Below are 20,249 nucleotides of genomic sequence, written 5' to 3'. Positions count from 1 at the left end.
CGGTGGTTCGTGTGTTCGCAGTCACAGATCCGGCCGATGTCGCGAGGAGATCGCGTAGCGCCTGGTTCGGCCCTCTTCTAGGCTCGTAGATGAGGGCGAACAGGGCACTCGCACCACTAGTAGTGCGCTAGGGAAGAGAGTGACGATGACCGTCGACCCGTCCGACCCCGAGACCTTCCAGGTCGAGGAGACCGAGAGCAGCGGCGAGACCCCCGAGGCCGACGCCGCGGAACAGCACACCGACCTCGCCCCGAGCCAGGACGACTCCCTGCAGGATGCCGACCAGAACGCGGCGAACGAGGCCGATCTGGCCGAACAGGCCCGCGTCGTCAGCATCGACGAGGACGACTATCGCTGACCTGCCCGTGTTTGCCCTGCTACGCACGGCTTTCACGGCCATCCAGTCCGTGAAATTCTCCGCTCGTACCGCGCACATCACGGTTACCGAAAAGTACGATGGCCGCGCGGCGCACACCGCACGTTCACGATCATGGGAGGCGGCGTGACAGCCATCGAGCAGACAGAGGCAGCACGCCCGCGGGGCACACGCCTGCCGCGTCGTGCCCGACGCAATCAGCTCCTGGGCGCGGCGCAGGAGGTCTTCGTCGCGCAGGGGTACCACGCTGCGGCGATGGACGACATCGCCGAGCGGGCCGGCGTCAGCAAGCCGGTGCTCTACCAGCACTTCCCCGGCAAGCTCGACCTGTACCTCGCACTGCTCGACCAGCACTGCGAGTCGCTGCTGCAGTCCATCCGCACGGCCCTCGCGTCCACGACGGACAACAAGCTGCGCGTGGCGGCCACGATGGACGCGTACTTCGCGTACGTGGAGGACGAGGGCGGCGCGTTCCGCCTGGTCTTCGAGTCCGACCTGACCAACGAGCCCGCGGTCCGCGAGCGCGTGGAGCGCGTGACGCTCCAGTGCGCCGAGGCGATCTGCGAGGTCATCGCCGAGGACACGGGCCTGCCCCGCGACGAGGCGATGCTGCTCGCCGTGGGCCTGGGCGGCTACTCGCAGGTGGTCGCGCGCTACTGGCTCTCCAGCGGCAGCACCGTCCCGCGCGAGAAGGCGGTGCAGCTGCTCACCTCGCTGGCCTGGCGGGGCATCGCGGGCTTCCCGCTGCACGGCACGGAAGGCCACTGATCGGCGGCGGTGCTCCCTGTTCCCGTTTTCTGTTCGCTACTGGCGTGCGGCGGCGGAACCGTGAGCATCGCTTCACCGGGCTAATGTGTGCTGAGTACGGCGCGGACGGCCGCGCACATCACTGACCGTCGGAGGGACATAGCCGTGGAGGTCAAGATCGGCGTGCAGTACGCGCCCCGCGAGATCGTGCTGGAGAGCGGCCAGACGGCCGAGGAAGTCGAGCACGCGGTGTCCGAGGCGCTGACCGGCAAGTCGCCGCTGCTGAGCCTCGTGGACGACCACGGCCGCAAGGTCCTGGTTCCGGCCGACCGCCTCGCGTACGTCGAGCTCGGCGAGCCGACCGCGCGCAAGGTGGGCTTCAGCGCCCTGTAAGCAGGGTGCGCACGCAAGGCGCACAAGGAGAACGGCCCGGTGGATCACCACCGGGCCGTTCTCGTCGTCATACCTATCTCGTTGTACGTACCTGACCTCGCTCGGAGGGTTGCGTTCCGGCCGCCAGGGGTAATACCGGCTACGACCGTTTTGCACCTGGCCGCGAGGGAGGGACACCCTGTGATTCTGGAAGCACTCGGCTCCACACTGCTCGGTTTCGCCCTGGCATGGGCCGCGGCCCACCGCCTGCCCCACCGGCTCCCCGCGCGCAACCTGGTCCTCGCGACCGGCACAGCGGGCGCCCTGATCGGCTCCTTCGTCGCACATATGGCCCTGGGCGCGGGCCACGCCCCCGCAATGATCGCGGGCGCGGTGGCAGTGTCGGCGGCCTTGCTGTCACTCCTGCTCCGCCCAAGCCGCAACAGACTGAGCCGTCGCTCGGCGACGGCGTAAGGGGCGCCCCCGAAGGGGCGCGGGGAACTGCGCGACCAGCCACGAAGCACGCGCGGCCAAAGACGAGACCCCTAGGCAGCCAAGCCCAGCGCAGCCATCCGCTTGGTGTGCGCCTCAGTGATCCGAGAGAACATCCGCCCGACCTCAGCAAGGTCAAACCCATCGGCAACGCCCCCGACCAGCATGGTCGACAAGGCATCACGGTCGGCAACAACCCGCTGGGACTGCGAAAGGGCCTCCCCCATCAAGCGCCGAGCCCAAAGCGCAAGCCGCCCGCCCACGCGAGGATCCGCGTCGATAGCGGCGCGCACCTTCTCCACGGCGAAGGACGCGTGCCCCGTGTCATCGAGCACACCCAGCACGAGCCCGCGCGTGTCGCCGTCGAGCCGCGCCGCGACCTCGCGGTAGAAGTCACTGGCGATCGAGTCGCCGACGTACGCCTTGACCAGGCCCTCCAGCCAGTCGGACGGCGCCGTCTGACGGTGGAAGCCGTCGAGCGCCGCGACGAACGGCTCCATCGCCTCGGTCGGGTCCGCGCCGATCGCCGAGAGCCGGTCCCTGAGCTGCTCGAAGTGGTGGAACTCCGCCGACGCCATCTTCGCCAGCTCCGCCTTGTCGCCGAGCGTCGGCGCCAGCTTCGCGTCCTCGGCGAGCCGCTCGAACGCCGCGAGCTCTCCATAGGCGAGCGCGCCGAGCAGATCCACCACCGCGGCGCGGTAGTGCGGGTCGGCGGAAGCGGTCGCCCAGTCCTGGGCGGCGACTCCGGTCGGTTCGGCGGGCGTGTCAGCGGCGGTGTCAGGCGTCTCCATAAACCGCACAATAGCCCGCTCGCAGCAACGCGTAAGGGCCTGGTCAGTGACTGTGACTACGACTACGTGACCAATTCGCCAGACACGGCTGCGCGATTCCGGGGTACAGTGATAAAGCGCCCGCCGAATATTCGACGGGCCGTATGAATGAGGATGCCCGGTCGGAGGCCCGATCGGCTCCGACCCGACAGCCCTCCAGGCGGTACGCACAGTGCGTACGGCACGAGGAGGGAACCTCAGCGGTATGAGCGCTCGAGCGCAGGCAGTGGTCCCGCGCCCCCGGCCCGCCCCCCAAGCAGCCGGCGGTAGTGGCACGGTCACGACCCCCAGTGTTCGCCTCAGGCCGCGTCTCACAGAAGAGGCAATGCCCTGACTACGACTTTCCGCGATCTCGGGATTCTCCCCGAGACGGCCGAGGCTCTCGAAGCCGTCGGCATCATCAGCCCGTTCCCCATCCAAGAGATGACGCTCCCCGTTGCCCTCTCCGGCACCGACGTCATCGGCCAGGCCAAGACCGGCACCGGCAAGACGCTCGGCTTCGGTCTCCCGCTCCTGGAGCGCGTCACCGTCCCCGCGGACGTCGAGGCGGGCCGGGCCAAGCCCGAGCAGCTGACCGAGGCGCCGCAGGCCCTCATCGTCGTCCCCACGCGTGAGCTGTGCCAGCAGGTCACGAACGACCTGCTGACCGCCGGCAAGGCGCGGAACGTACGCGTCCTCGCCATATACGGCGGCCGGGCCTACGAGCCGCAGGTCGAGGCGCTCAAGAAGGGCGTCGACATCGTCGTCGGCACGCCGGGCCGGCTGCTCGACCTCGCCGGTCAGCGCAAGCTCGACCTCAAGCACGTCAAGTGCCTCGTCCTCGACGAGGCCGACGAGATGCTCGACCTGGGCTTCCTGCCCGACGTCGAGCGGATCATCAACATGCTGCCGGCCAAGCGCCAGACGATGCTGTTCTCGGCGACCATGCCGGGCGCCGTCATCGGCCTCGCGCGCCGCTACATGTCGCAGCCCACGCACATCCGCGCCACCGCGCCGGACGACGAGGGCCAGACCGTCGCGAACACCGCGCAGTTCGTCTACCGCGCGCACAACATGGACAAGCCCGAGATGATCGCGCGCATCCTGCAGGCCGACGGCCGCGGGCTCGCGATGATCTTCTGCCGTACGAAGCGGACCGCCGCCGACATCGCCGAGCAGCTCGAGAAGCGCGGCTTCGCCTCGGGCGCCGTGCACGGCGACCTCGGGCAGGGCGCCCGCGAGCAGGCGCTGCGCGCCTTCCGCAACGGCAAGGTGGACGTGCTCGTATGCACCGACGTCGCCGCCCGCGGTATCGACGTCGAGGGCGTCACGCACGTCATCAACTACCAGTCCCCCGAGGACGAGAAGACGTACCTGCACCGCATCGGCCGCACCGGCCGCGCGGGTGCCAAGGGCATCGCGATCACGCTGGTCGACTGGGACGACATCCCGCGCTGGCAGCTGATCAACAAGGCGCTCGACCTCGGCTTCGCCGACCCGGTCGAGACGTACTCGAGCTCTCCGCACCTCTTCGAGGAGCTGAGCATCCCGGCGGGCACCAAGGGTGTACTGCCGCGCGCCGAGCGGACCCGTGCGGGTCTGGGCGCGGAGGAGATCGAGGACCTCGGCGAGACGGGTGGGCGTGGCGCCCGCGGGGGCCGCGGCAACGGCCGCTCGCAGGACCGTGGCCGTTCCGGCGGCTCGGGCCCCGCTGCCGCCGCCGTCACCGAGGAGCGTCCGGCTCGTACGCCGCGCCGTCGCCGCCGTACGCGCTCGGGCAGCCCGCTGGACGCGACGGCGACCCCGTCGGTCGAGACCCCGGCCGCCGCGGAGACCGTGGTGGACACGGTGGAGCCGCGTACGCCTCGCCGCCGTCGCCGGACCCGTTCCGGCGAGGCCGCCGAGGCTGTCGTCGAGACGGTCGAGACCGTGGCGCCGGAGGCCGCCGAGGCCCCCACCAAGCCACGCCGCCGCACCCGCAAGGCCGCGGAGACCGTCGTCGAGACGGTCGAGGCTGCTGAGGCCGAGGCCCCCGCCAAGCCACGCCGCAGGACCCGCAAGGCCGCCGAGGCCGTGGTCGACACGGTCGAGGCCGTGGAGACCGAGGCCCCGACCAAGCCGCGTACCCGTACGCGCAAGGCGGCGGAGCCCGTGGTCGAGGCTGCGGAGACCGTGGAAACCGAGGCTCCCGCGAAGCCGCGTCGCCGCACCCGCAAGGCCGCGGAGACCGTGCTCGACACCGTCGAGGCCGTGGAGACCGAGGCCCCGACCAAGCCGCGTACCCGTACGCGCAAGGCGGCGGAGCCCGTGGTCGAGGCTACCGAGACCGAGGCTCCGGCCAAGCCGCGTCGCCGGACCCGCAAGGCTGCCGAGACCGTGGTCGACACGGTCGAGGCCGTGGAGACCGAGGCCCCGACCAAGCCGCGTACCCGTACGCGCAAGGCTGCCGAGACCGTGGTCGACACGGTCGAGGCTGCTGAGGCCGAGGCCCCCGCCAAGCCGCGCCGCCGCACCCGCAAGACCGCGGAGGCCGTGGTCGACACCGTCGAGGCCGTGGAGACCGAAGCCCCCGCCAAGCCGCGTCGCCGTACGAAGAAGGCCGCGGAAGCCGTGGTCGAGGCGGAGATTCCCGCTCAGCCCACGGAGGAGTCGAAGCCGCGTCGCCGTACGCGGAAGGCTGTTGCCGCAACGGCTGAGGGGAACGCTCCCGAGGCGGCGGCAACTGTCGCGAAGCCTCGTCGGCGTACTCGGAAGACCGCGGAGGCGGCTGAGGCCGCCGAGTAGGCACGGCCTGTTGCCTTACGAAGGCCCGGTTCCCCTCGGGGCCGGGCCTTCGGCGTGTCCGTACCTACAGTTGCGGTCCACTCCCAACTGGCCCGCCGCTCCGCGGCGGTTCTCTTCCCGCCCACCACCCGTTTACCCCGCAGGGTGATCGGGCGGGTGGGCGAGGAGGATCCGCGCGAAGCGCGGGAAGGCAGGAGCTCCGCCGCCCCGAGCTCCGTCCAAGGCTCCCGCGCCCGACCCCGCCCAAGCTCCTCCCAAGCCCCCCGCGCCCGACCCCGGCTAGCCTCAAGGCATGAGCAGGCCCCCCACCTTCACCCCGCCCCCCGGCGTGGACGCCCACGCCCTCCGCACCGTGCGCGGCGACTTCGCCGCCCTCGACGCCCGCCCGGCCGGCGAGGCCAAGGGCACCGTCCTGTTGCTGCCCGGGTTCACCGGCAGCAAGGAGGACTTCATCGCTCTCCTCAGGCCCATCGCCGACGCCGGGTACCGCGCGGTCTCCGTCGACGGCCGCGGACAGTACGAGAGCACCGGCCCGGCGGACGACGAATCCCCTTACGCACAGGACGAGTTGGCGATGGACGTGCTCGCGCAGAGCGAAGCCGTCGCAGCCGGTGGCACGCCCGGTGGACTCCACCTCCTCGGCCACTCCCTCGGCGGCCTGATCGCCCGCGCGGCGGTGCTGAAAGCCACCGGCACCCGCACCTTCGCCTCGCTCACCCTCATGTCGTCAGGCCCCGCCCAGATCTCCCCCTCGCAGCAGGCCCGCGCCAAGATGCTGACGGACGCGCTCGCCGTGCTGTCCATGGCCGAGGCCTGGGAGGCCATCCAGGCCCTCGACCCGCCGGAGGACGCGGACCTCGACGGCGACGACGCGCTCCGCGAGCGCTGGCTGCGGCACAGCCCCGCCCAGCTCATCGCCACCGGCAAGCAACTCTGCGCCGAGCCCGACCGCGTAACGGAACTCGCCGCCACACCCCTGCCCAAGCACGTCATCTCGGGCGAGCGCGACGACACCTGGCCCATCCCCTGGCTCGATGAAATGGCGGAGCGTCTGCGCGCCCACCGCACCGTCATCACCGGCGCCGAGCACTCCCCCAACACCGACCGCCCGGAAGAGACCACCGCCGCCCTCCTCGCCTTCTGGGAGGACAGCCACCTAGGACGGGCCTAGCCTGAAAGTGGGCCTGTACGGCCCCATCACAGGAGGCGGGCGTCATGACATTCGTCCAGGTCATCGACTGTAAGACACATCAAATCGACGCGCTGAACAAGGTGATGGACACCTGGGTCGAAGCCACCCAGGGCAAGCGGACGGCCACTCACGCGATGATGGGCCGAGACCGCTCCGACTCCACTCACCTGATGGAAATCGTGGAGTTTCCGTCCTACGAGGCAGCGATGAAGAACTCGCAGCTGCCGGAAACGGACCGGATCTTCCGGGAGATGGTCGCACTCTGCGACGAGGAGCCGTCGTTCACCGATCTCGACGTGGTGCGCGACGAGCAGCTGAACAAGAGCGTGGTCAGCGGCTTCTTCGAGGAAGTGGTGAACAAGGGCAACATCGACGCGATGGACGGGATGTGTACCGCCGACTACCGGGAGCACGACCCCTCGCAGCCCTCCTACGACATGACCCTGGCGGAGACCAAGATCGCGAACCGGGAGATCATGGAAGCGTTCCAGCCGACGGCCACCGTGGAAAGCCTGATGGCCGACGGCGATCTGGTGTGCGCACGGTTCTCGTTCAAGGGCCGCCACGTCGCCCCGTACCAAGGCCTGGAAGCGACCGGCCGCGATGTCGCCGGCACCGGCCACGCGACCTTCCGCTGCAAGGGCGGCAAGATGGCGGAGAGCTGGTGGAACGTGGACGACCTAGGCCTGATGCAGCAGCTGGGCGTCGTCGAGAGCTGACCCGCCTGGCCTCGCCACGCGGCTTCGAAGAGCACTCAGTGAAGACCGCTCAGTACTGCGTCCGCAGGTGTTCCCAGAAGCCGTCCCGCAGCGCCCGCCGCAGATCCGACTGGCCCCGCAGCGAGTAGGCGAGCAGCTTCTCCGCCTCCACCAGGAGCTCCTGGTCGACCGACCCGGGCAGGTAGGGGTGCCCGGGCAGCAGGTCCACCAGCGCCTCACGCCCCCGCGCGGCCAGCCATTTCGCGGCGATCTGCGCGCCCACGAAGCGGACGTCCTCACGTGAGGGCCGGGGGGTGCCCGCCGTCTCGTACGTCGTGACGGTGCGCCGCGACACGTACGGCTTGAAGAACTCAAGGTCGAACGTCCGCTGGCTGTCGACCTCCCACAGGAGCGGCTCCGCCTGATTGCGGCCGCCCTCGGCCGCCTCGATGCCCCAGAGATGGACCCGCGCGCCGTACCCCTGCGCCGCCTCCACCGCAGAGACCAGGTCCTCGTCGCCCCCGACGAGCGCCGCGTCGCTGATCGCGCGGTGCCTGGCCAGTGACTCGAGGTCGGTCCGGATGAGGGAGTCGACGCCCTTCTGCTGGTTGTTCGCGTTGAGGTTGCCCAGGCGGACCTTGACGTCCGGCAGCTCCGCGATCGACTGCTGCTCCATCGTGTGGATGCGGCGCCGCGCACCGTCGTACCAGTAGACGCGCAGCAGCCTGCTGTCCGCGAAGATCGTGCGGGCCTTGTCGATGAACGCCTCGATCAAGCCCTCCGCGTCCAGGTCGAAGGCACGCCGGTCCTCGGTGCCGACCGCGAGCCGGCCCGCCGCCGCGTACACATACCCCGCGTCGACGAAGATCGCGTGGGTGGACGGTGTCTTCGCCACCTCGGCGAGCATCCGCTCGAGCAGTCCGTTGGCGCGCTCAAGCTGAGCTCTGATCTCGGTTTCGTCGTCCATTGGTGCACATTGTCCCGCCGGTCACGCTGCGAACACAACCGGTCTCACTACCCGCGAGTAATTAGGCTGTCGAAAAATTTCTTTAGCGTAGGGAATGTTTGCATGAGGCAACCCGTTGTACCCGTATGGAACGCGGGACACCGATGCCCCGCGCTCCGCTCACTCCAGTAGTTCTCCTTCAGGAGGATGACCAGACGAAGGGAGAAGCCCTTGCGCTTCGAAATCATGCGACTCGACGACGTCGACGGCGCCGCCGTGGACCGGACCGTCGTAGACGCCGCCTCCGTCAATCGGATCGTGCAGCAGGCCGCAGCGATCGGCCAGCGCATCTACATCCGACCGGCCGAATCCCCGGCCTCGTAACGCAGAGACGTCGAAGGGCCCCCGTACTCACCGAGTACGGGGGCCCTTCGCATGCCGGGACCGGCCGCGCGGCGGCTAGCCGCCCTGGATCACCTGGGTCACGCCGTTGATGATCTGCTGCACCGCGATCGCGGAGAGCATCATGCCCGCGAGCCGTGTCACGAGGACCACGCCGCCGTCCTTGATGACGCGGATGATCAGCAGCGAGTAGCGCATCACGAGCCACAGCACGACGTGCATCGCCACGATCGCCGCCCATACGGAGATCTGCGTACCGACGCTGTCGGCGTTCTGCACGGCGAGGATGACGGAGACGATCGCGCCGGGCCCGGCGAGCAGCGGCATGCCGAGCGGCACGAGGGCGACGTTGACGTCCTTGGTCTGCTTCGGCTCGTCCGTCTTGCCGGTGAGCAGGTCGAGCGCGATGAGCAGGAGCAGCAGACCGCCCGCGATCATCAGCGCGGGGACGGAGACATGCAGGTAGTCGAGGATCTGATGCCCCAGGAGCCCGAAGACCGCGATCACGCCGAAGGCGACGCACACGGCCTGGAAGGCCATCTTCTTCTGCACCTTGGCGGGTCGGCCGGAGGTGAGCCCCAGGAAGATCGGGGTGATCCCAGGGGGATCCATGATGACAAAAAGGGTGAGAAAGAGAGAGCCGAAAACGGCGACGTCGAACACAGTGATGGCCTTGCAGAGAGAGTCGTACGAAAGCGCCGCGCGGAAGAGCGACGGCGAAAAGGTGGAAGTGAGGACTACGCGGTGGGACGTCCGCCCGCGCCCGGCACCGGGAACGCCCCGGTCGCGCGGCGCGTGATCTCCCCGTAGATCTCGGGGTCGGTGGTGAACTCCCCGAGCACGCACGTCTTGCGGCTGCCGTGGTAGTCGCTCGACCCGGTGGCGAGGAGGCCGAGGTCCGTGGCGAGGCCGTGCAGCCGGGCGCGGGTGGCCGGGTCGTGGTCCATGTGGTCGGCCTCGACGCCGTCGAGGCCCGCCGCGGCGAGCTCCGCTATCGCGGTCTCGGGCACGACCTGGCCGCGCTTGACGGCCGCGGGGTGCGCGAAGACGGTGACGCCGCCCGCCGCCTTGACCAGGCGGATCGCGTCGAAGGGGTCGAGCTCGTGCTTCTCGGCGTACGCGCGGCCGCCGTCGGCGAGCCAGTCGGGCGTGAAGGCGTCCGAGACGCTGCGTACGACGCCCAGTTCCACCAGGGCCTCGGCGATGTGCGGGCGGCCGACCGAGCCGTTGCCCGCGATGCGCGCCACCTGCTCCCAGGTGACGGGGACGCCGAGCTCCTGGAGCTTGCCGATCATCGTCTTCGCGCGCGGCACCCGGTCGTCGCGCACGAGTTCGCGCTCACGGGCGAGCTCCGGCTCCTCGGGGTCGAAGAGGTAGGCCAGCATGTGCAGGCCCACCCCGTCGAGGCGGCAGGAGAGTTCGGCGCCGGTGACCAGCGTCAGACCGGCGGGCAGGGCTGCGATGGCTTCCGCGTACCCGCGGGTGGTGTCGTGATCCGTGAGCGCGACGACGTCGAGCCCGGCGGCGGCAGCGCCCCGCACCAGCTCGGCCGGGGTGTCCGTGCCGTCGGAAGCGGTGGAGTGGGTGTGCAGGTCGATGCGCACGACGCGGACTCCAGGCTCTGACGGGGCGGACGAGGGGGCACTCAAGGGTAACGGGAGTCGACCGCTCCCCCTGCCGCCGCGAGGGAGGCGCTGCTCACGCCCGCAGAGGACGCTGCGGGGCAAACGGGCGGGTGGGCGGGAAACACGACCGCGGGCCGAGAGCACCCGCAGCGCACCGCTCACCGCCCCGGAGAACCCTCACCGCCCACCGAGGGGACCGCTACGGCATCAGAATCCGCGGCGAAAGCGCCCCGCACGGCAGCAGGTCCACCTCGGCGCCCGCGTCGCGCAGATCGGTCAGGACCAGCTCGTCGTACATCAAGAGCCCCGACTGCTCCGGCCACGCGACCGCCCACAGCCAGAGCCCGCGCGCCTCACCCGCGAAGACGGCCCGGTCGTCCGGCGTGCCCGCCACATGCCACATCGGGGTCGGCCGCCCCGCCGCGAGGACCTTCACCTGCGGCGGCTTCTCGACGCTCATATAGGGACCGGGATCCGGACCGTCGATGCCGGCGTACCGCGCCCCGAGGCCGACGCCGAGCTCCTCGGCGACCAGGACGAGTTCGCCGATGCCGCCGAGCGGTGCGGGACCCGAGCAGGCCACGGCGGTCGCGCGGCCGCCGCTTCTGTCGTCACCCGCGCAGGCCACACCCGTGAAGAGCCAGCCCACCGGGAGCGGCCACGGCATCCACACGGGCACCTGCGCGCGGTGCACCACGACTTGGAGGGCCTCGACGCTGGGCGGGATCACAGGCTGCAGCGGATGCACCGTCCCGTGCACATCGCACTGCCAGGAGTCGGCAAAGAGACCGGGAGCCCTGACCCGGCCACCACACTTCGGGCAACTGGGTTCGCCCCTCATAGCGCCCAACGGTCCTCCCCGGTCGTCGCCGCGTCAAGGACGATCACCCGTCCGGAGTCGGCGGCGTACCCCTCATCACCAGGCAAACTTAGATGTAGCTTGCATCTTTTAGCCTTGCTAACTAATATGTGTATACGTCAACGATCCCGCCGGCAGCCACGAAGGAGCAGGCATGAACAGCAGTACAGGAGGCCCCGCAGAAGGGGATCCGTTCGACGAGGGCGCAACCGGCCTGCTGCGGCAGCCGAAGGCCGTCTGGGCCACGGCAGGCGCGTCCGTCGTCGCCTTCATGGGCATCGGGCTCGTCGACCCGATCCTCCCCTCCATCGCCAAGGGCCTGGACGCGTCGGCGAGCCAGGTCTCCCTGCTCTTCACTTCGTACTTCCTGATCACCGCCGTCGCGATGCTGGTGACCGGCTTCGTCTCCAGCCGCATCGGCGGCAAGAAGACCCTGCTCCTCGGTCTCGCGCTCGTCGTGGTCTTCGCGGGCCTCGCCGGCACATCGGGTTCGGTCGGCGAACTCGTCGGGTTCCGGGCCGGCTGGGGTCTGGGCAACGCGCTCTTCGTGTCGACCGCGCTCGCCGTCATCGTCGGCGCGGCAGCCGGCGGCAGCGCCGCCGCGATCCTGCTGTACGAGTCGGCGCTCGGCCTCGGCATGGCGTGCGGTCCGCTGCTCGGCGCGGTGCTCGGCAACGCCAGCTGGCGCTACCCGTTCTTCGGCACCGCGGCCCTGATGGCGGTCGGCTTCCTCTGCATCACGGCGTTCCTGAAGGAGCAGCCGAAGCCCGCGCAGAAGACGTCACTGCTCGCCCCGATCAAGGCGCTCGGCCACGGAGGGCTCGCCTCCGCCGCGGCCTCCGCGTTCTTCTACAACTACACGTTCTTCACGGTCCTGGCCTTCACGCCGTTCGTGCTGAACATGACGCCGTACAAGTCGGGCGCGATCTTCTTCGCCTGGGGTCTGCTGCTCGCCGTGTTCTCGGTGCTCGTGGCCCCGCGGCTGCAAGCGCGGCTCGGCTCCCTGAAGGTGCTCGGCGGCTCGCTGGTGCTGCTCGCCGTGGACGTGCTGGTGCTCGGGTACGGCAACCACACCACGGCCATCGTCTGCACGATCCTGTCCGGCGCCTTCATCGGCGTGAACAACACCGTCTACACCGAGCTCGCCCTCGGGGTCTCCGACGCACCGCGCCCGGTGGCCAGCGCCGGCTACAACTTCGTCCGGTGGTTCGCGGCGGCCGCTGCCCCGTTCTTCGCGCCGAAGATCGAGGAGTGGAGCGACATCCACATCCCGTTCGTGGTCGCGGCCGTCACGGCGGTCCTCGGCGCGGTCGTGGTCTGGGTCCGCAAGGACGCCCTCACCCACGAAGCCGAGGAACTCGAACCGAAGCACGCGACGGAGGACGGCGTCACGGTCTTCGCCAACTGAAGTCCCCAGTAAGGAACTTCAGTCCAGGGAAACGGACTTGCGCAGCGGATCGCGCAGGTCCGTTCCGCTGTTCAGCCAGCGCTCCTGGAGCGCCCCCGCACCGTGCACCCGCTTCCACGCGGCCTCGTTCGGCGTCATGGGCAGCAGCGGCAGGAAACGTACGGGATCCATCGGCTCATCGAGGTCCAGGTCCTCCACCAAGCCGCCCGGCTCCGCGACCAGTACGGACGTGAACTGCGCGCCGGGCCACAGCGGTTCGCCCACGTCGAGCGAGGCGCCCGGGGCCACGACGAGCCCCTCGACCTGCGGGGAGGCCGCGAGGACCGCGAGCGGGCGGAGCACCTTGTCCGTGTCGGCGATGCCGCCTCGTACCGACAACACCAGTTCCGCGCGCGGGCCCTTGACCGGGTCGGCGAGGGCGGCGGTGGGGTCGGTCATCGGATGGACCGACATGCCGAGGGTGGCGTATCTGACCACGTCCCCGTCTGTGAAGCGCAGCACTTCGACGCGGTCGGTGCCGAGGAAGGTCACCGCGGCGCGCGCGTCGGGTTCGCCGAGGCCAGTACGGAGACGGGCCTCCACCAGAGCAAGAACATCAGCCATGACGCGAGCATAGATCTCGTCAGTGATGGGTAAAGGCGGAGCTTGACCTTTCAGTCGGCTGATAGTGTTGGCAGCTGGTTCCGGGCAGCACGCAGAGCGCGCTCTCCAGCCCGGGCAGATGACTTCGCGCGCTACGCGCTTGGGACTTCCCCCACGGGGGACCGGCCGGAGGAGGTGGGGCTGCCATGGATCGAAGTCGACCGTGCAGTACCACCCGTTCTTCCGTCTGACACCTCACGCAGCCCTGTAGCTGCCACTGTGCGTACGTACTCCTCGGTGCCGCGTGCGACGGAAGAGCACTTCGTTTCCACCTGATCTCTCTGAGTTCTCCGGTCTGAGTCAGTAGCGAAGCTGCCACCGCGACGGTGCGGTGCTCCCCGCTTTGTGGACGTGCCAAACATCCTCAGCAGGACGTCCCCATTCCGGGCAGTTCCAACCGTCGCCGGCGGCCTCCGTCAAAGGAGCCTGCCCATGTCGATGATCCGCGACCTGCGTGCCGCCGTCCGCCCCGCGCCCCGCAAGGACGGCAACACCTACATCTCGTACGACGCGACCCGCGAGGCGGCGTCCGCCGTCGTGGACTGCGCCGTCTACCGTGACGGCCGCCGCGCCGCCTGCGACGACACCCTCACCCCGCACGAGGCGATGCTCCAGGTGCGCCGCGACGGCGGCTTCGCCTGGATCGGTCTGCACGAGCCGACCGAGGCCGAATTCGCCGGTATCGCCGCCGAGTTCGGGCTGCACCCGCTCGCCGTCGAGGACGCGGTGCACGCGCACCAGCGGCCCAAGCTGGAGCGTTACGACGACACGCTCTTCACCGTCTTCAAGACGATTCACTACGTGGAGCACGCCGAGCTCACCGCGACCAGCGAGGTCGTCGAGACCGGCGAGGTCATGTGCTTCACCGGGCGGGACTTCTTCATCACCGTGCGGCACGGCGGGCACGGCTCGCTGCGGGCGCTGCGGCGGCGGCTCCAGGAGGAGCCCGAGCTGCTCGCCAAGGGCCCCTCCGCCGTTCTGCACACCATCGCCGACCATGTCGTCGACGGCTATCTCGCGGTGGCCGACGCGATGCAGGACGACATCGACGACGTCGAGAGCGAGGTGTTCTCCGCGCCGAGCAAGGGCAAGGGGTCCGCGCGCGGTGTCGACGCCGGGCGGATCTACCAACTCAAGCGCGAGGTCCTGGAGTTCAAGCGGGCGGTCTCTCCACTGCTTCGTCCCATGCTGCTTCTGAGCGAGCGGCCCATGCGGCTCGTCGACCCCGACATCCAGAAGTACTTCCGTGACGTCGCCGACCACCTGGCGCGCGTCCAGGAGCAGGTCGTCGGCTTCGACGAACTGCTCAACTCGATCCTGCAGGCCAACCTCGCGCAGGCCGCGGTCGCGCAGAACGAGGACATGCGCAAGATCACCTCCTGGGCGGCGATCATCGCCGTGCCGACGGCGGTCTGCGGGGTCTACGGCATGAACTTCGACCACATGCCCGAACTGCACTGGCGGTACGGCTACCCCATGGTGCTCGGCCTCATCGGCGGCGTCTGCTGGGCGATCCACCGCACCCTCAAGCGCAACGGCTGGCTGTAGCACCCCACTCGGTAGGCTGCGCGCATGACAGAAACGCTGCTCGACCGGGCCCTCGTCGAGGAGGCCACCAAGAAGTCGGGCCTCATCTGGGTGCGTGGCGAAGGGCCGGTCCGCGCCCTGTGGCACGTATGGCACGAGGGCGCGGTCCATCTGATCGGCGACGGCCCCGGCGAGCAGCCGCTGCCCGGTCTCGCCGACGGCTCCACCGCCGAGGTGACCGTACGCAGCAAGGACAAGGGCGGGCGCCTCATCGCCTGGACGGCCGCGGTGAGCGAGCTCGCGCCGCGCTCGGAGGCGTGGGAGGCGGCCGTCGCGGAGCTCAAGGGCAAGCGGCTGAACGCGCCCGACGCGGAGCGGATTGCGGAGCGCTGGGCCGCCGAGTGCCGGGTCGTGCGTCTCACGCCTGAGCAGATCGTCACGGACCTGCCCGATGGATCGCTCGCCGCGGCGCCGCTGGCGACCGGGGCGACGACCCGTCTTCCTGTGCCGGATGCGTTGCCGCGGCTGCTTTTCAGGCGGAAGAAGCGCTGAGAGCTCCGCTTTCGTTCCTACGACGTCGGCAGCTGCTCCCCGTAGTCCACCATCTCGTCCTTGCGCGGCTCTTCGAGGCTGAAGTCCTTGCCCCAGTCGGTGAGGCGTAGCGTGCCCGCGTCGCCCGCGCGCTGCAGGCGCAGGGGGTAGGGCTTGCCCTGGAGGGAGACGTCCAGGGTGCCGCCCGCGCCCTTGTCGCCGGTGATCTTGATGCTGGGGATGCCGCCGGTCCTGCCGCGCTCGCCGGTCTCCAGCTTGCCGTGCAGGGTGAGCATGCCCGACAGGAGGACGTCCTTGTCCGTGAAGCCGCTCAGCTGCTTGTAGGCGGCGTCCTCCTGGGGGACCTTCACATACTTGCCGTCGAGCTTGGCCGCGGCCTCGTCGTCCGCCTTGCCGGGCTTCTCGCCGTCCTTGGCGTCCGCGTGGTCCCAGAAGCCGGAGTCGGCCATCAGATACAGCTGCTTGCCGACGCGGAGCAGCTTGAACGTGTCGCCCTTCGAGGTGACCGAGCCCTCGCCGCCCTCGCCCTTGAGCCGCATGTCGAGCTTGTACGTGTGGCCCTTGCTGACCACCGTGCCCGAGAGCCGCACCGCGTCCGCCGCGTCGGCGGCCGCGAGGGACTTGCGCTGGATCTTCGACGCGGAGAGCTTGCCGACACCGTTCGTGCCCGCGTCCGGGTCCTCCTCGCTGCTGCTGCACCCGGTGAGACCGGTCACCCCCACGACGAGACCCGCGCACAGCGCGCTCACGACTGCCGCCTTGCGGGTGCGGCGGGCCAGGGGAATCGCAGTCACAGGTGGCACTGCCTCTCGTGGGGACGACGGCTACGGCAGTACGGCAGCGTACCTGGGCCGACTACGCCCTTCGGCCCCAGTCCGTCCGGACGCACCACCGGGGCGTATCCGACCGGGACGGGCTAGCCTGAAGCCCGCAATACCGGACAGGACGGCATAAATCCCTACGGGTGGAGGAGGCGCGCGTGATGGCGGCAAGCCCCTCCCGGATCTTCGTCTCGCACCTCGCCGGCATCGCCGTCTTCGACCCGAACGGCGACCAGGTCGGACGGGTCCGCGACCTCGTCGCGATGCTGCGGGTGAGCCGCAGGCCGCCGCGGCTGCTCGGCCTCGTCGTCGAGCTGTCCACGCGGCGCCACATCTTCCTGCCCATGACCCGCGTGACCGGCATCGAGTCGGGCCAGGTCATCACCACCGGCGTACTGAACGTGCGGCGCTTCGAGCAGCGGCCCACCGAGCGGCTGGTGCTCGGCGAGATGCTCGACCGCCGGGTCAGGCTCGTCGAGAGCGGCGAGGAGGTGACCGTCCTCGACGTGTCGGTGCTGCAGCTGCCGGCCCGCAGGGACTGGGAGATCGACCGGGTCTTCGTACGCAAGGGCAAGGGCGGCACGTTCCGGCGCAAGGGCGAGACGCTCACCGTCGACTGGTCCGCCGTCGACGGCTTCTCCCTGGAGGAGCACGGCCAGGGCGCCGAGAGCCTGCTCGCCACCTTCGAGCAGCTGCGCCCCGCCGACCTCGCCAATGTGCTCCACCACCTCTCGCCCAAGCGGCGGGCCGAGGTCGCCGCCGCGCTCGACGACGACCGGCTCGCCGACGTGCTCGAAGAGCTCCCCGAGGACGACCAGATCGAGATCCTCGGCAAGCTCAAGGAGGAGCGCGCCGCGGACGTCCTTGAGGCGATGGACCCGGACGACGCCGCCGACCTGCTCGCCGAGCTGCCCGAGGACGACAAGGAGCGGCTGCTGACCCTCATGCAGCCGGACGACGCCGCCGATGTGCGGCGCCTGATGGCGTACGAGGAGCGCACCGCCGGCGGTCTGATGACCACCGAACCGATCGTGCTGCGGCCCGACGCCACCGTCGCGGACGCGCTGGCCCGCGTGCGGCAGCAGGACCTGTCCCCCGCGCTCGCCGCACAGGTCTACGTGTGCCGGCCGCCGGACGAGACGCCGACCGGCAAATACCTGGGCACCGTCCACTTCCAGCGGCTGCTTCGCGATCCGCCGTACACCCTGGTCGGCTCGATCCTCGACGACGATCTGCTGCCGCTCACGCCGGAGACCGCGCTGCCGCAGGTCGCCGGGTTCTTCGCCACGTACGACATGGTGGCGGCCCCCGTGGTCGACGAGGGCGGATCGCTGCTCGGCGCGGTCACCGTCGACGACGTACTCGACCACATGCTGCCCGACGACTGGCGCGAGACGGAGTTCCACCTGGAGCAGCAGGGGGAGGCCCGCCGTGCCACCGGCTGACCGCGACCGTGAGCCCCGCGCCGAGCCCAGGCCCGCCCGCTTCCGTCTCGACCTGCCGCGGCCGCGGCGCCGCAAGCTGCTCCCCGAGTACGACCCCGAGGCCTTCGGGCGGCTCTCCGAGCGCATCGCGCGGTTCCTGGGCACCGGGCGCTTCATCGTCTGGATGACGGTCACCATCGCGGTGTGGGTCGTCTGGAACGTCACGGCACCCGACGGGCTGCGCTTCGACCCCTTCCCGTTCCTCTTCCTGACGCTCGCCCTGTCCCTGCAGGCGTCCTACGCGGCCCCGCTGATCCTCCTGGCGCAGAACCGGCAGGACGACCGGGACCGCGTCAATCTCGAACAGGACCGCAAGCAGAACGAGCGCTCCATCGCGGACACCGAATACCTGAGCCGCGAGATCGCCTCGCTGCGCATGGGCCTGGGCGAGGTGGCCACCCGCGACTGGATCCGCTCCGAGCTCCAGGACCTGGTCAAGGAGCTGGAGGAGCAGCGGACGGCGAACCGCGTCGTATTCCCGGCCGAGGAGCGCGGCGTACGTGATGTAGGCGACCGCTGACGGGGCTTTCCGACCCACGGTTACCGCGCCGTACTATCGGTCGTATGGCTACGGAAGACGCGGTGCGTGAAGCACTGGCGACAGTGAACGACCCCGAGATCCAGCGACCCATCACCGAGCTGGGGATGGTCAAATCGGTGGAGATCGGCGCGGACGGCGCCGTTGCCGTCACGGTCTACCTCACGGTCTCCGGCTGTCCGATGCGCGAGACGATCACGAAGAACGTGACGGACGCGGTCGCGCGTGTGGACGGCGTCACGCGCGTCGACGTCACGCTGGACGTGATGAGCGACGAGCAGCGCAAGGAGCTCGCCTCCGCGCTGCGCGGCGGCACCGCCGAGCGCGAGGTGCCCTTCGCCAAGCCCGGCTCGCTGACCCGTGTCTACGCGGTCGCGTCCGGCAAGGGCGGCGTCGGCAAGTCCTCGGTGACGGTGAACCTCGCGGCGGCGATGGCGGCGGACGGCCTCAAGGTCGGCGTCGTGGACGCGGACATCTACGGCCACTCCGTGCCCCGCATGCTGGGCGCCTACGGCAAGCCCACCCAGGTCGAGAACATGATCATGCCGCCGTCGGCGAACGGCGTGAAGGTCATCTCCATCGGCATGTTCACGCCGGGCAACGCGCCGGTGGTGTGGCGAGGCCCGATGCTGCACCGCGCGCTCCAGCAGTTCCTCGCTGATGTGTTCTGGGGCGACCTGGACGTGCTCCTGCTCGACCTGCCGCCGGGCACGGGCGACATCGCGATCTCCGTGGCGCAGCTGGTCCCGAACGCCGAGATCCTCGTCGTGACGACGCCCCAGCAGGCGGCGGCCGAGGTCGCCGAGCGTGCGGGATCCATCGCCGTACAGACTCACCAGAAGATCGTCGGCGTCGTCGAGAACATGTCGGGTCTGCCCTGTCCGCACTGCGACGAGATGGTCGACGTGTTCGGCACGGGCGGCGGCCAGAAGGTCGCCGAGGGCCTGACGAAGACCACCGGCGCCAACGTCCCGGTCCTCGGCTCCATCCCGATCGACGTCCGCCTTCGCGAGGGCGGCGACGAGGGCAAGCCGGTCGTCCTGACCGACCCGGATTCCCCCGCGGGTTCGGCCCTGCGCGCCATCGCGGGCAAGCTGGGCGGCCGCCAGCGCGGCCTCGCGGGCATGACGCTCGGCATCACGCCGCGCAACAAGTTCTAGGTCTTCCTCCGTACGCCGATGGGGGCGCCGCTCGTGATAAGCGGCGCCCCCATCGGCGTGACCGGAAGTCGTCAGGCCCCGTACTCGGCGATGTCCTTGACCACCGAGAAGCCCAGGCCGTACGCGCTCATGCCACGGCCGTAGGCGCCCAGGTGGACGCCCTCGTCGGTGGACCCGGCGAGCACCCAGCCGAACTCGGTCTCGCGGTAGTGGAACGAGGTCGGCGCCCCGTCCACCGGCAGCGAGAGCGTCGACCAGTCCTCGCCCTGAAGATCGTCGGCGAGCACCCAGGCCGTCTCGGTCTGCTGGTCCAGCCAGTCGTTGCGCAGGTTGTGGTCCATCTGCCCCGGCCAGGTGACGGCGAGCAGCCCCACCCCGGCGAGCCAGGCGGCGGACGACACCGAGGTCGCTTCGAGCAGGCCCGTGCCGTCCGCGCTGCGCCGGACGGGGTTGGCCTCGACGGTCACCACGACCGCGAAGCGCTCCTTGTCGTTCGTGCCGAGCGGCCCCTCGCTGCGGAGCGACGGCTCGTCGCCGTGGCCGATGGAGCCGTGCGCCACCTCGCCGTCCGCAGTGCCGACCTGCATCAGCCAGCGCTGCCCCGTGAAGGCCTCGTCCAGGCCGTACCAGGGGAAGGACGCCCGCAGATAGCCGTCGACCGTGTGCCGGGCGGAGGGCGCCGCTTGTGCGGCACCGTCCGCGGCCGGCGCCTGTGCGCCTACGCGACTTGTCGTCTCCATGTACCCGGCCGCCTCCTCGTTCTCGTCGGTCCGCAGGGCCCGCCCCCCTCGGGCGTCCTCAGCCGGACAACAAGG

The 20,249-nt window shown here is 70.1% G+C and carries 22 protein-coding genes; 14 read left to right on the top strand and 8 right to left on the bottom strand.

The window, feature by feature from the left end; all coding sequences use genetic code 11:
• The first annotated feature begins 145 nt into the window (after window positions 1-145).
• The 4 genes from AB0O76_RS07915 (at window position 146) to AB0O76_RS07900 (ending at window position 1,969) form a co-directional block, all read left to right on the top strand.
• On the top strand, window positions 146-358 hold the full coding sequence (locus tag AB0O76_RS07915; protein WP_365486591.1) for a hypothetical protein: 213 nt from the start codon (window positions 146-148) through the stop codon (window positions 356-358).
• A gap of 144 nt (window positions 359-502) precedes the next feature.
• A complete protein-coding gene (locus tag AB0O76_RS07910) occupies window positions 503-1,144 on the top strand; it encodes a TetR/AcrR family transcriptional regulator (protein ID WP_365486589.1) in 642 nt (213 codons plus the stop codon).
• 144 nt (window positions 1,145-1,288) lie between these two features.
• Window positions 1,289-1,516 carry a DUF3107 domain-containing protein gene (locus tag AB0O76_RS07905; protein WP_360767698.1) on the top strand — a complete coding sequence of 76 codons (228 nt, stop codon included), beginning with the start codon at window positions 1,289-1,291 and terminating at the stop codon, window positions 1,514-1,516.
• Window positions 1,517-1,696: 180 nt separating this feature from the next.
• Window positions 1,697-1,969: a hypothetical protein gene (locus tag AB0O76_RS07900; RefSeq protein WP_365486587.1), complete on the top strand. Its 273-nt coding sequence runs from the start codon at window positions 1,697-1,699 to the stop codon at window positions 1,967-1,969.
• Between the two features lie 71 nt (window positions 1,970-2,040).
• On the opposite strand, the gene AB0O76_RS07895 is transcribed toward AB0O76_RS07900, so the two are convergent.
• Complete coding sequence (locus AB0O76_RS07895; RefSeq protein WP_365486585.1) at window positions 2,041-2,778, bottom strand: ferritin-like fold-containing protein; 738 nt, start codon at window positions 2,776-2,778, stop codon at window positions 2,041-2,043.
• A gap of 462 nt (window positions 2,779-3,240) precedes the next feature.
• Between AB0O76_RS07895 and AB0O76_RS07890 the strand changes: the two genes are divergently transcribed.
• The 3 genes from AB0O76_RS07890 (at window position 3,241) to AB0O76_RS07880 (ending at window position 7,491) form a co-directional block, all read left to right on the top strand.
• A complete protein-coding gene (locus AB0O76_RS07890) occupies window positions 3,241-5,580 on the top strand; it encodes a DEAD/DEAH box helicase (RefSeq protein ID WP_365486583.1) in 2,340 nt (779 codons plus the stop codon).
• 292 nt (window positions 5,581-5,872) lie between these two features.
• Window positions 5,873-6,751, top strand: a complete 879-nt coding sequence (locus AB0O76_RS07885; protein ID WP_365486581.1) for an alpha/beta hydrolase — start codon at window positions 5,873-5,875, stop codon at window positions 6,749-6,751.
• Between the two features lie 44 nt (window positions 6,752-6,795).
• Window positions 6,796-7,491, top strand: a complete 696-nt coding sequence (locus tag AB0O76_RS07880; RefSeq protein WP_365486580.1) for an ester cyclase — start codon at window positions 6,796-6,798, stop codon at window positions 7,489-7,491.
• Between the two features lie 49 nt (window positions 7,492-7,540).
• Here AB0O76_RS07880 and AB0O76_RS07875 read toward each other — a convergent pair whose 3' ends face one another.
• On the bottom strand, window positions 7,541-8,437 hold the full coding sequence (locus AB0O76_RS07875) for an NYN domain-containing protein (RefSeq protein ID WP_365486579.1): 897 nt from the start codon (window positions 8,435-8,437) through the stop codon (window positions 7,541-7,543).
• Window positions 8,438-8,647: 210 nt separating this feature from the next.
• Between AB0O76_RS07875 and AB0O76_RS07870 the strand changes: the two genes are divergently transcribed.
• Complete coding sequence (locus AB0O76_RS07870; RefSeq protein ID WP_167829028.1) at window positions 8,648-8,800, top strand: hypothetical protein; 153 nt, start codon at window positions 8,648-8,650, stop codon at window positions 8,798-8,800.
• A 75-nt stretch (window positions 8,801-8,875) separates the two neighbouring features.
• Here AB0O76_RS07870 and AB0O76_RS07865 read toward each other — a convergent pair whose 3' ends face one another.
• The 3 genes from AB0O76_RS07865 to AB0O76_RS07855 all read right to left on the bottom strand — a co-directional run bounded on the left by AB0O76_RS07865 (window position 8,876) and on the right by AB0O76_RS07855 (window position 11,284).
• Entirely contained in the window at window positions 8,876-9,481 is a 606-nt protein-coding gene (locus tag AB0O76_RS07865) for a MarC family protein (protein ID WP_365486577.1), read from the bottom strand.
• 74 nt (window positions 9,482-9,555) lie between these two features.
• A complete protein-coding gene (locus tag AB0O76_RS07860; protein WP_365486575.1) occupies window positions 9,556-10,422 on the bottom strand; it encodes a PHP domain-containing protein in 867 nt (288 codons plus the stop codon).
• Window positions 10,423-10,642: 220 nt separating this feature from the next.
• Window positions 10,643-11,284 carry a DUF6758 family protein gene (locus tag AB0O76_RS07855; protein WP_365486573.1) on the bottom strand — a complete coding sequence of 214 codons (642 nt, stop codon included), beginning with the start codon at window positions 11,282-11,284 and terminating at the stop codon, window positions 10,643-10,645.
• A 172-nt stretch (window positions 11,285-11,456) separates the two neighbouring features.
• On the opposite strand from AB0O76_RS07855, the gene AB0O76_RS07850 reads away from it, so the two are divergent.
• Window positions 11,457-12,710 (top strand): MFS transporter, encoded by a 1,254-nt coding sequence (locus AB0O76_RS07850; protein ID WP_365486571.1) that lies wholly within the window; start codon window positions 11,457-11,459, stop codon window positions 12,708-12,710.
• Window positions 12,711-12,728: 18 nt separating this feature from the next.
• Here the strand turns inward: AB0O76_RS07850 and AB0O76_RS07845 are convergent, their stop codons facing one another.
• On the bottom strand, window positions 12,729-13,313 hold the full coding sequence (locus tag AB0O76_RS07845) for a suppressor of fused domain protein (RefSeq protein WP_266870569.1): 585 nt from the start codon (window positions 13,311-13,313) through the stop codon (window positions 12,729-12,731).
• 471 nt (window positions 13,314-13,784) lie between these two features.
• Here AB0O76_RS07845 and AB0O76_RS07840 point away from each other — a divergent pair, with 471 nt between their 5' ends.
• Window positions 13,785-14,900 carry a magnesium and cobalt transport protein CorA gene (locus AB0O76_RS07840; RefSeq protein ID WP_266870568.1) on the top strand — a complete coding sequence of 372 codons (1,116 nt, stop codon included), beginning with the start codon at window positions 13,785-13,787 and terminating at the stop codon, window positions 14,898-14,900.
• Between the two features lie 24 nt (window positions 14,901-14,924).
• Window positions 14,925-15,431 (top strand): hypothetical protein, encoded by a 507-nt coding sequence (locus tag AB0O76_RS07835; protein WP_365486569.1) that lies wholly within the window; start codon window positions 14,925-14,927, stop codon window positions 15,429-15,431.
• Between the two features lie 17 nt (window positions 15,432-15,448).
• Here AB0O76_RS07835 and AB0O76_RS07830 read toward each other — a convergent pair whose 3' ends face one another.
• Entirely contained in the window at window positions 15,449-16,225 is a 777-nt protein-coding gene (locus AB0O76_RS07830; RefSeq protein ID WP_365486567.1) for a hypothetical protein, read from the bottom strand.
• A 188-nt stretch (window positions 16,226-16,413) separates the two neighbouring features.
• On the opposite strand from AB0O76_RS07830, the gene AB0O76_RS07825 reads away from it, so the two are divergent.
• The 3 genes from AB0O76_RS07825 to AB0O76_RS07815 are packed head-to-tail and all read left to right on the top strand — an operon-like array spanning window position 16,414 to window position 19,434.
• A complete protein-coding gene (locus AB0O76_RS07825) occupies window positions 16,414-17,697 on the top strand; it encodes a CBS domain-containing protein (RefSeq protein ID WP_365486565.1) in 1,284 nt (427 codons plus the stop codon).
• Complete coding sequence (locus AB0O76_RS07820; RefSeq protein WP_365486563.1) at window positions 17,684-18,256, top strand: DUF1003 domain-containing protein; 573 nt, start codon at window positions 17,684-17,686, stop codon at window positions 18,254-18,256. Before AB0O76_RS07825 ends, AB0O76_RS07820 begins: the two co-directional genes overlap by 14 nt.
• A 44-nt stretch (window positions 18,257-18,300) precedes the next feature.
• Window positions 18,301-19,434, top strand: a complete 1,134-nt coding sequence (locus tag AB0O76_RS07815) for an Mrp/NBP35 family ATP-binding protein (protein ID WP_365486561.1) — start codon at window positions 18,301-18,303, stop codon at window positions 19,432-19,434.
• Window positions 19,435-19,505: 71 nt separating this feature from the next.
• Here the strand turns inward: AB0O76_RS07815 and AB0O76_RS07810 are convergent, their stop codons facing one another.
• The gene (locus tag AB0O76_RS07810; protein ID WP_365486559.1) at window positions 19,506-20,174 is read right to left on the bottom strand and encodes a hypothetical protein; all 669 of its coding nucleotides are present in this window, start codon (window positions 20,172-20,174) and stop codon (window positions 19,506-19,508) included.
• Window positions 20,175-20,249 lie beyond the last annotated feature (75 nt).

Origin of the sequence: Streptomyces sp. NPDC086554 (genome assembly GCF_040686095.1) — a bacterium.
Classification (GTDB): Bacteria; Actinomycetota; Actinomycetes; order Streptomycetales; family Streptomycetaceae; genus Streptomyces.
The sequence above is the reverse complement of the archived record's forward strand: the minus strand, read 5'-3'. Positions and strand labels throughout refer to the sequence as shown.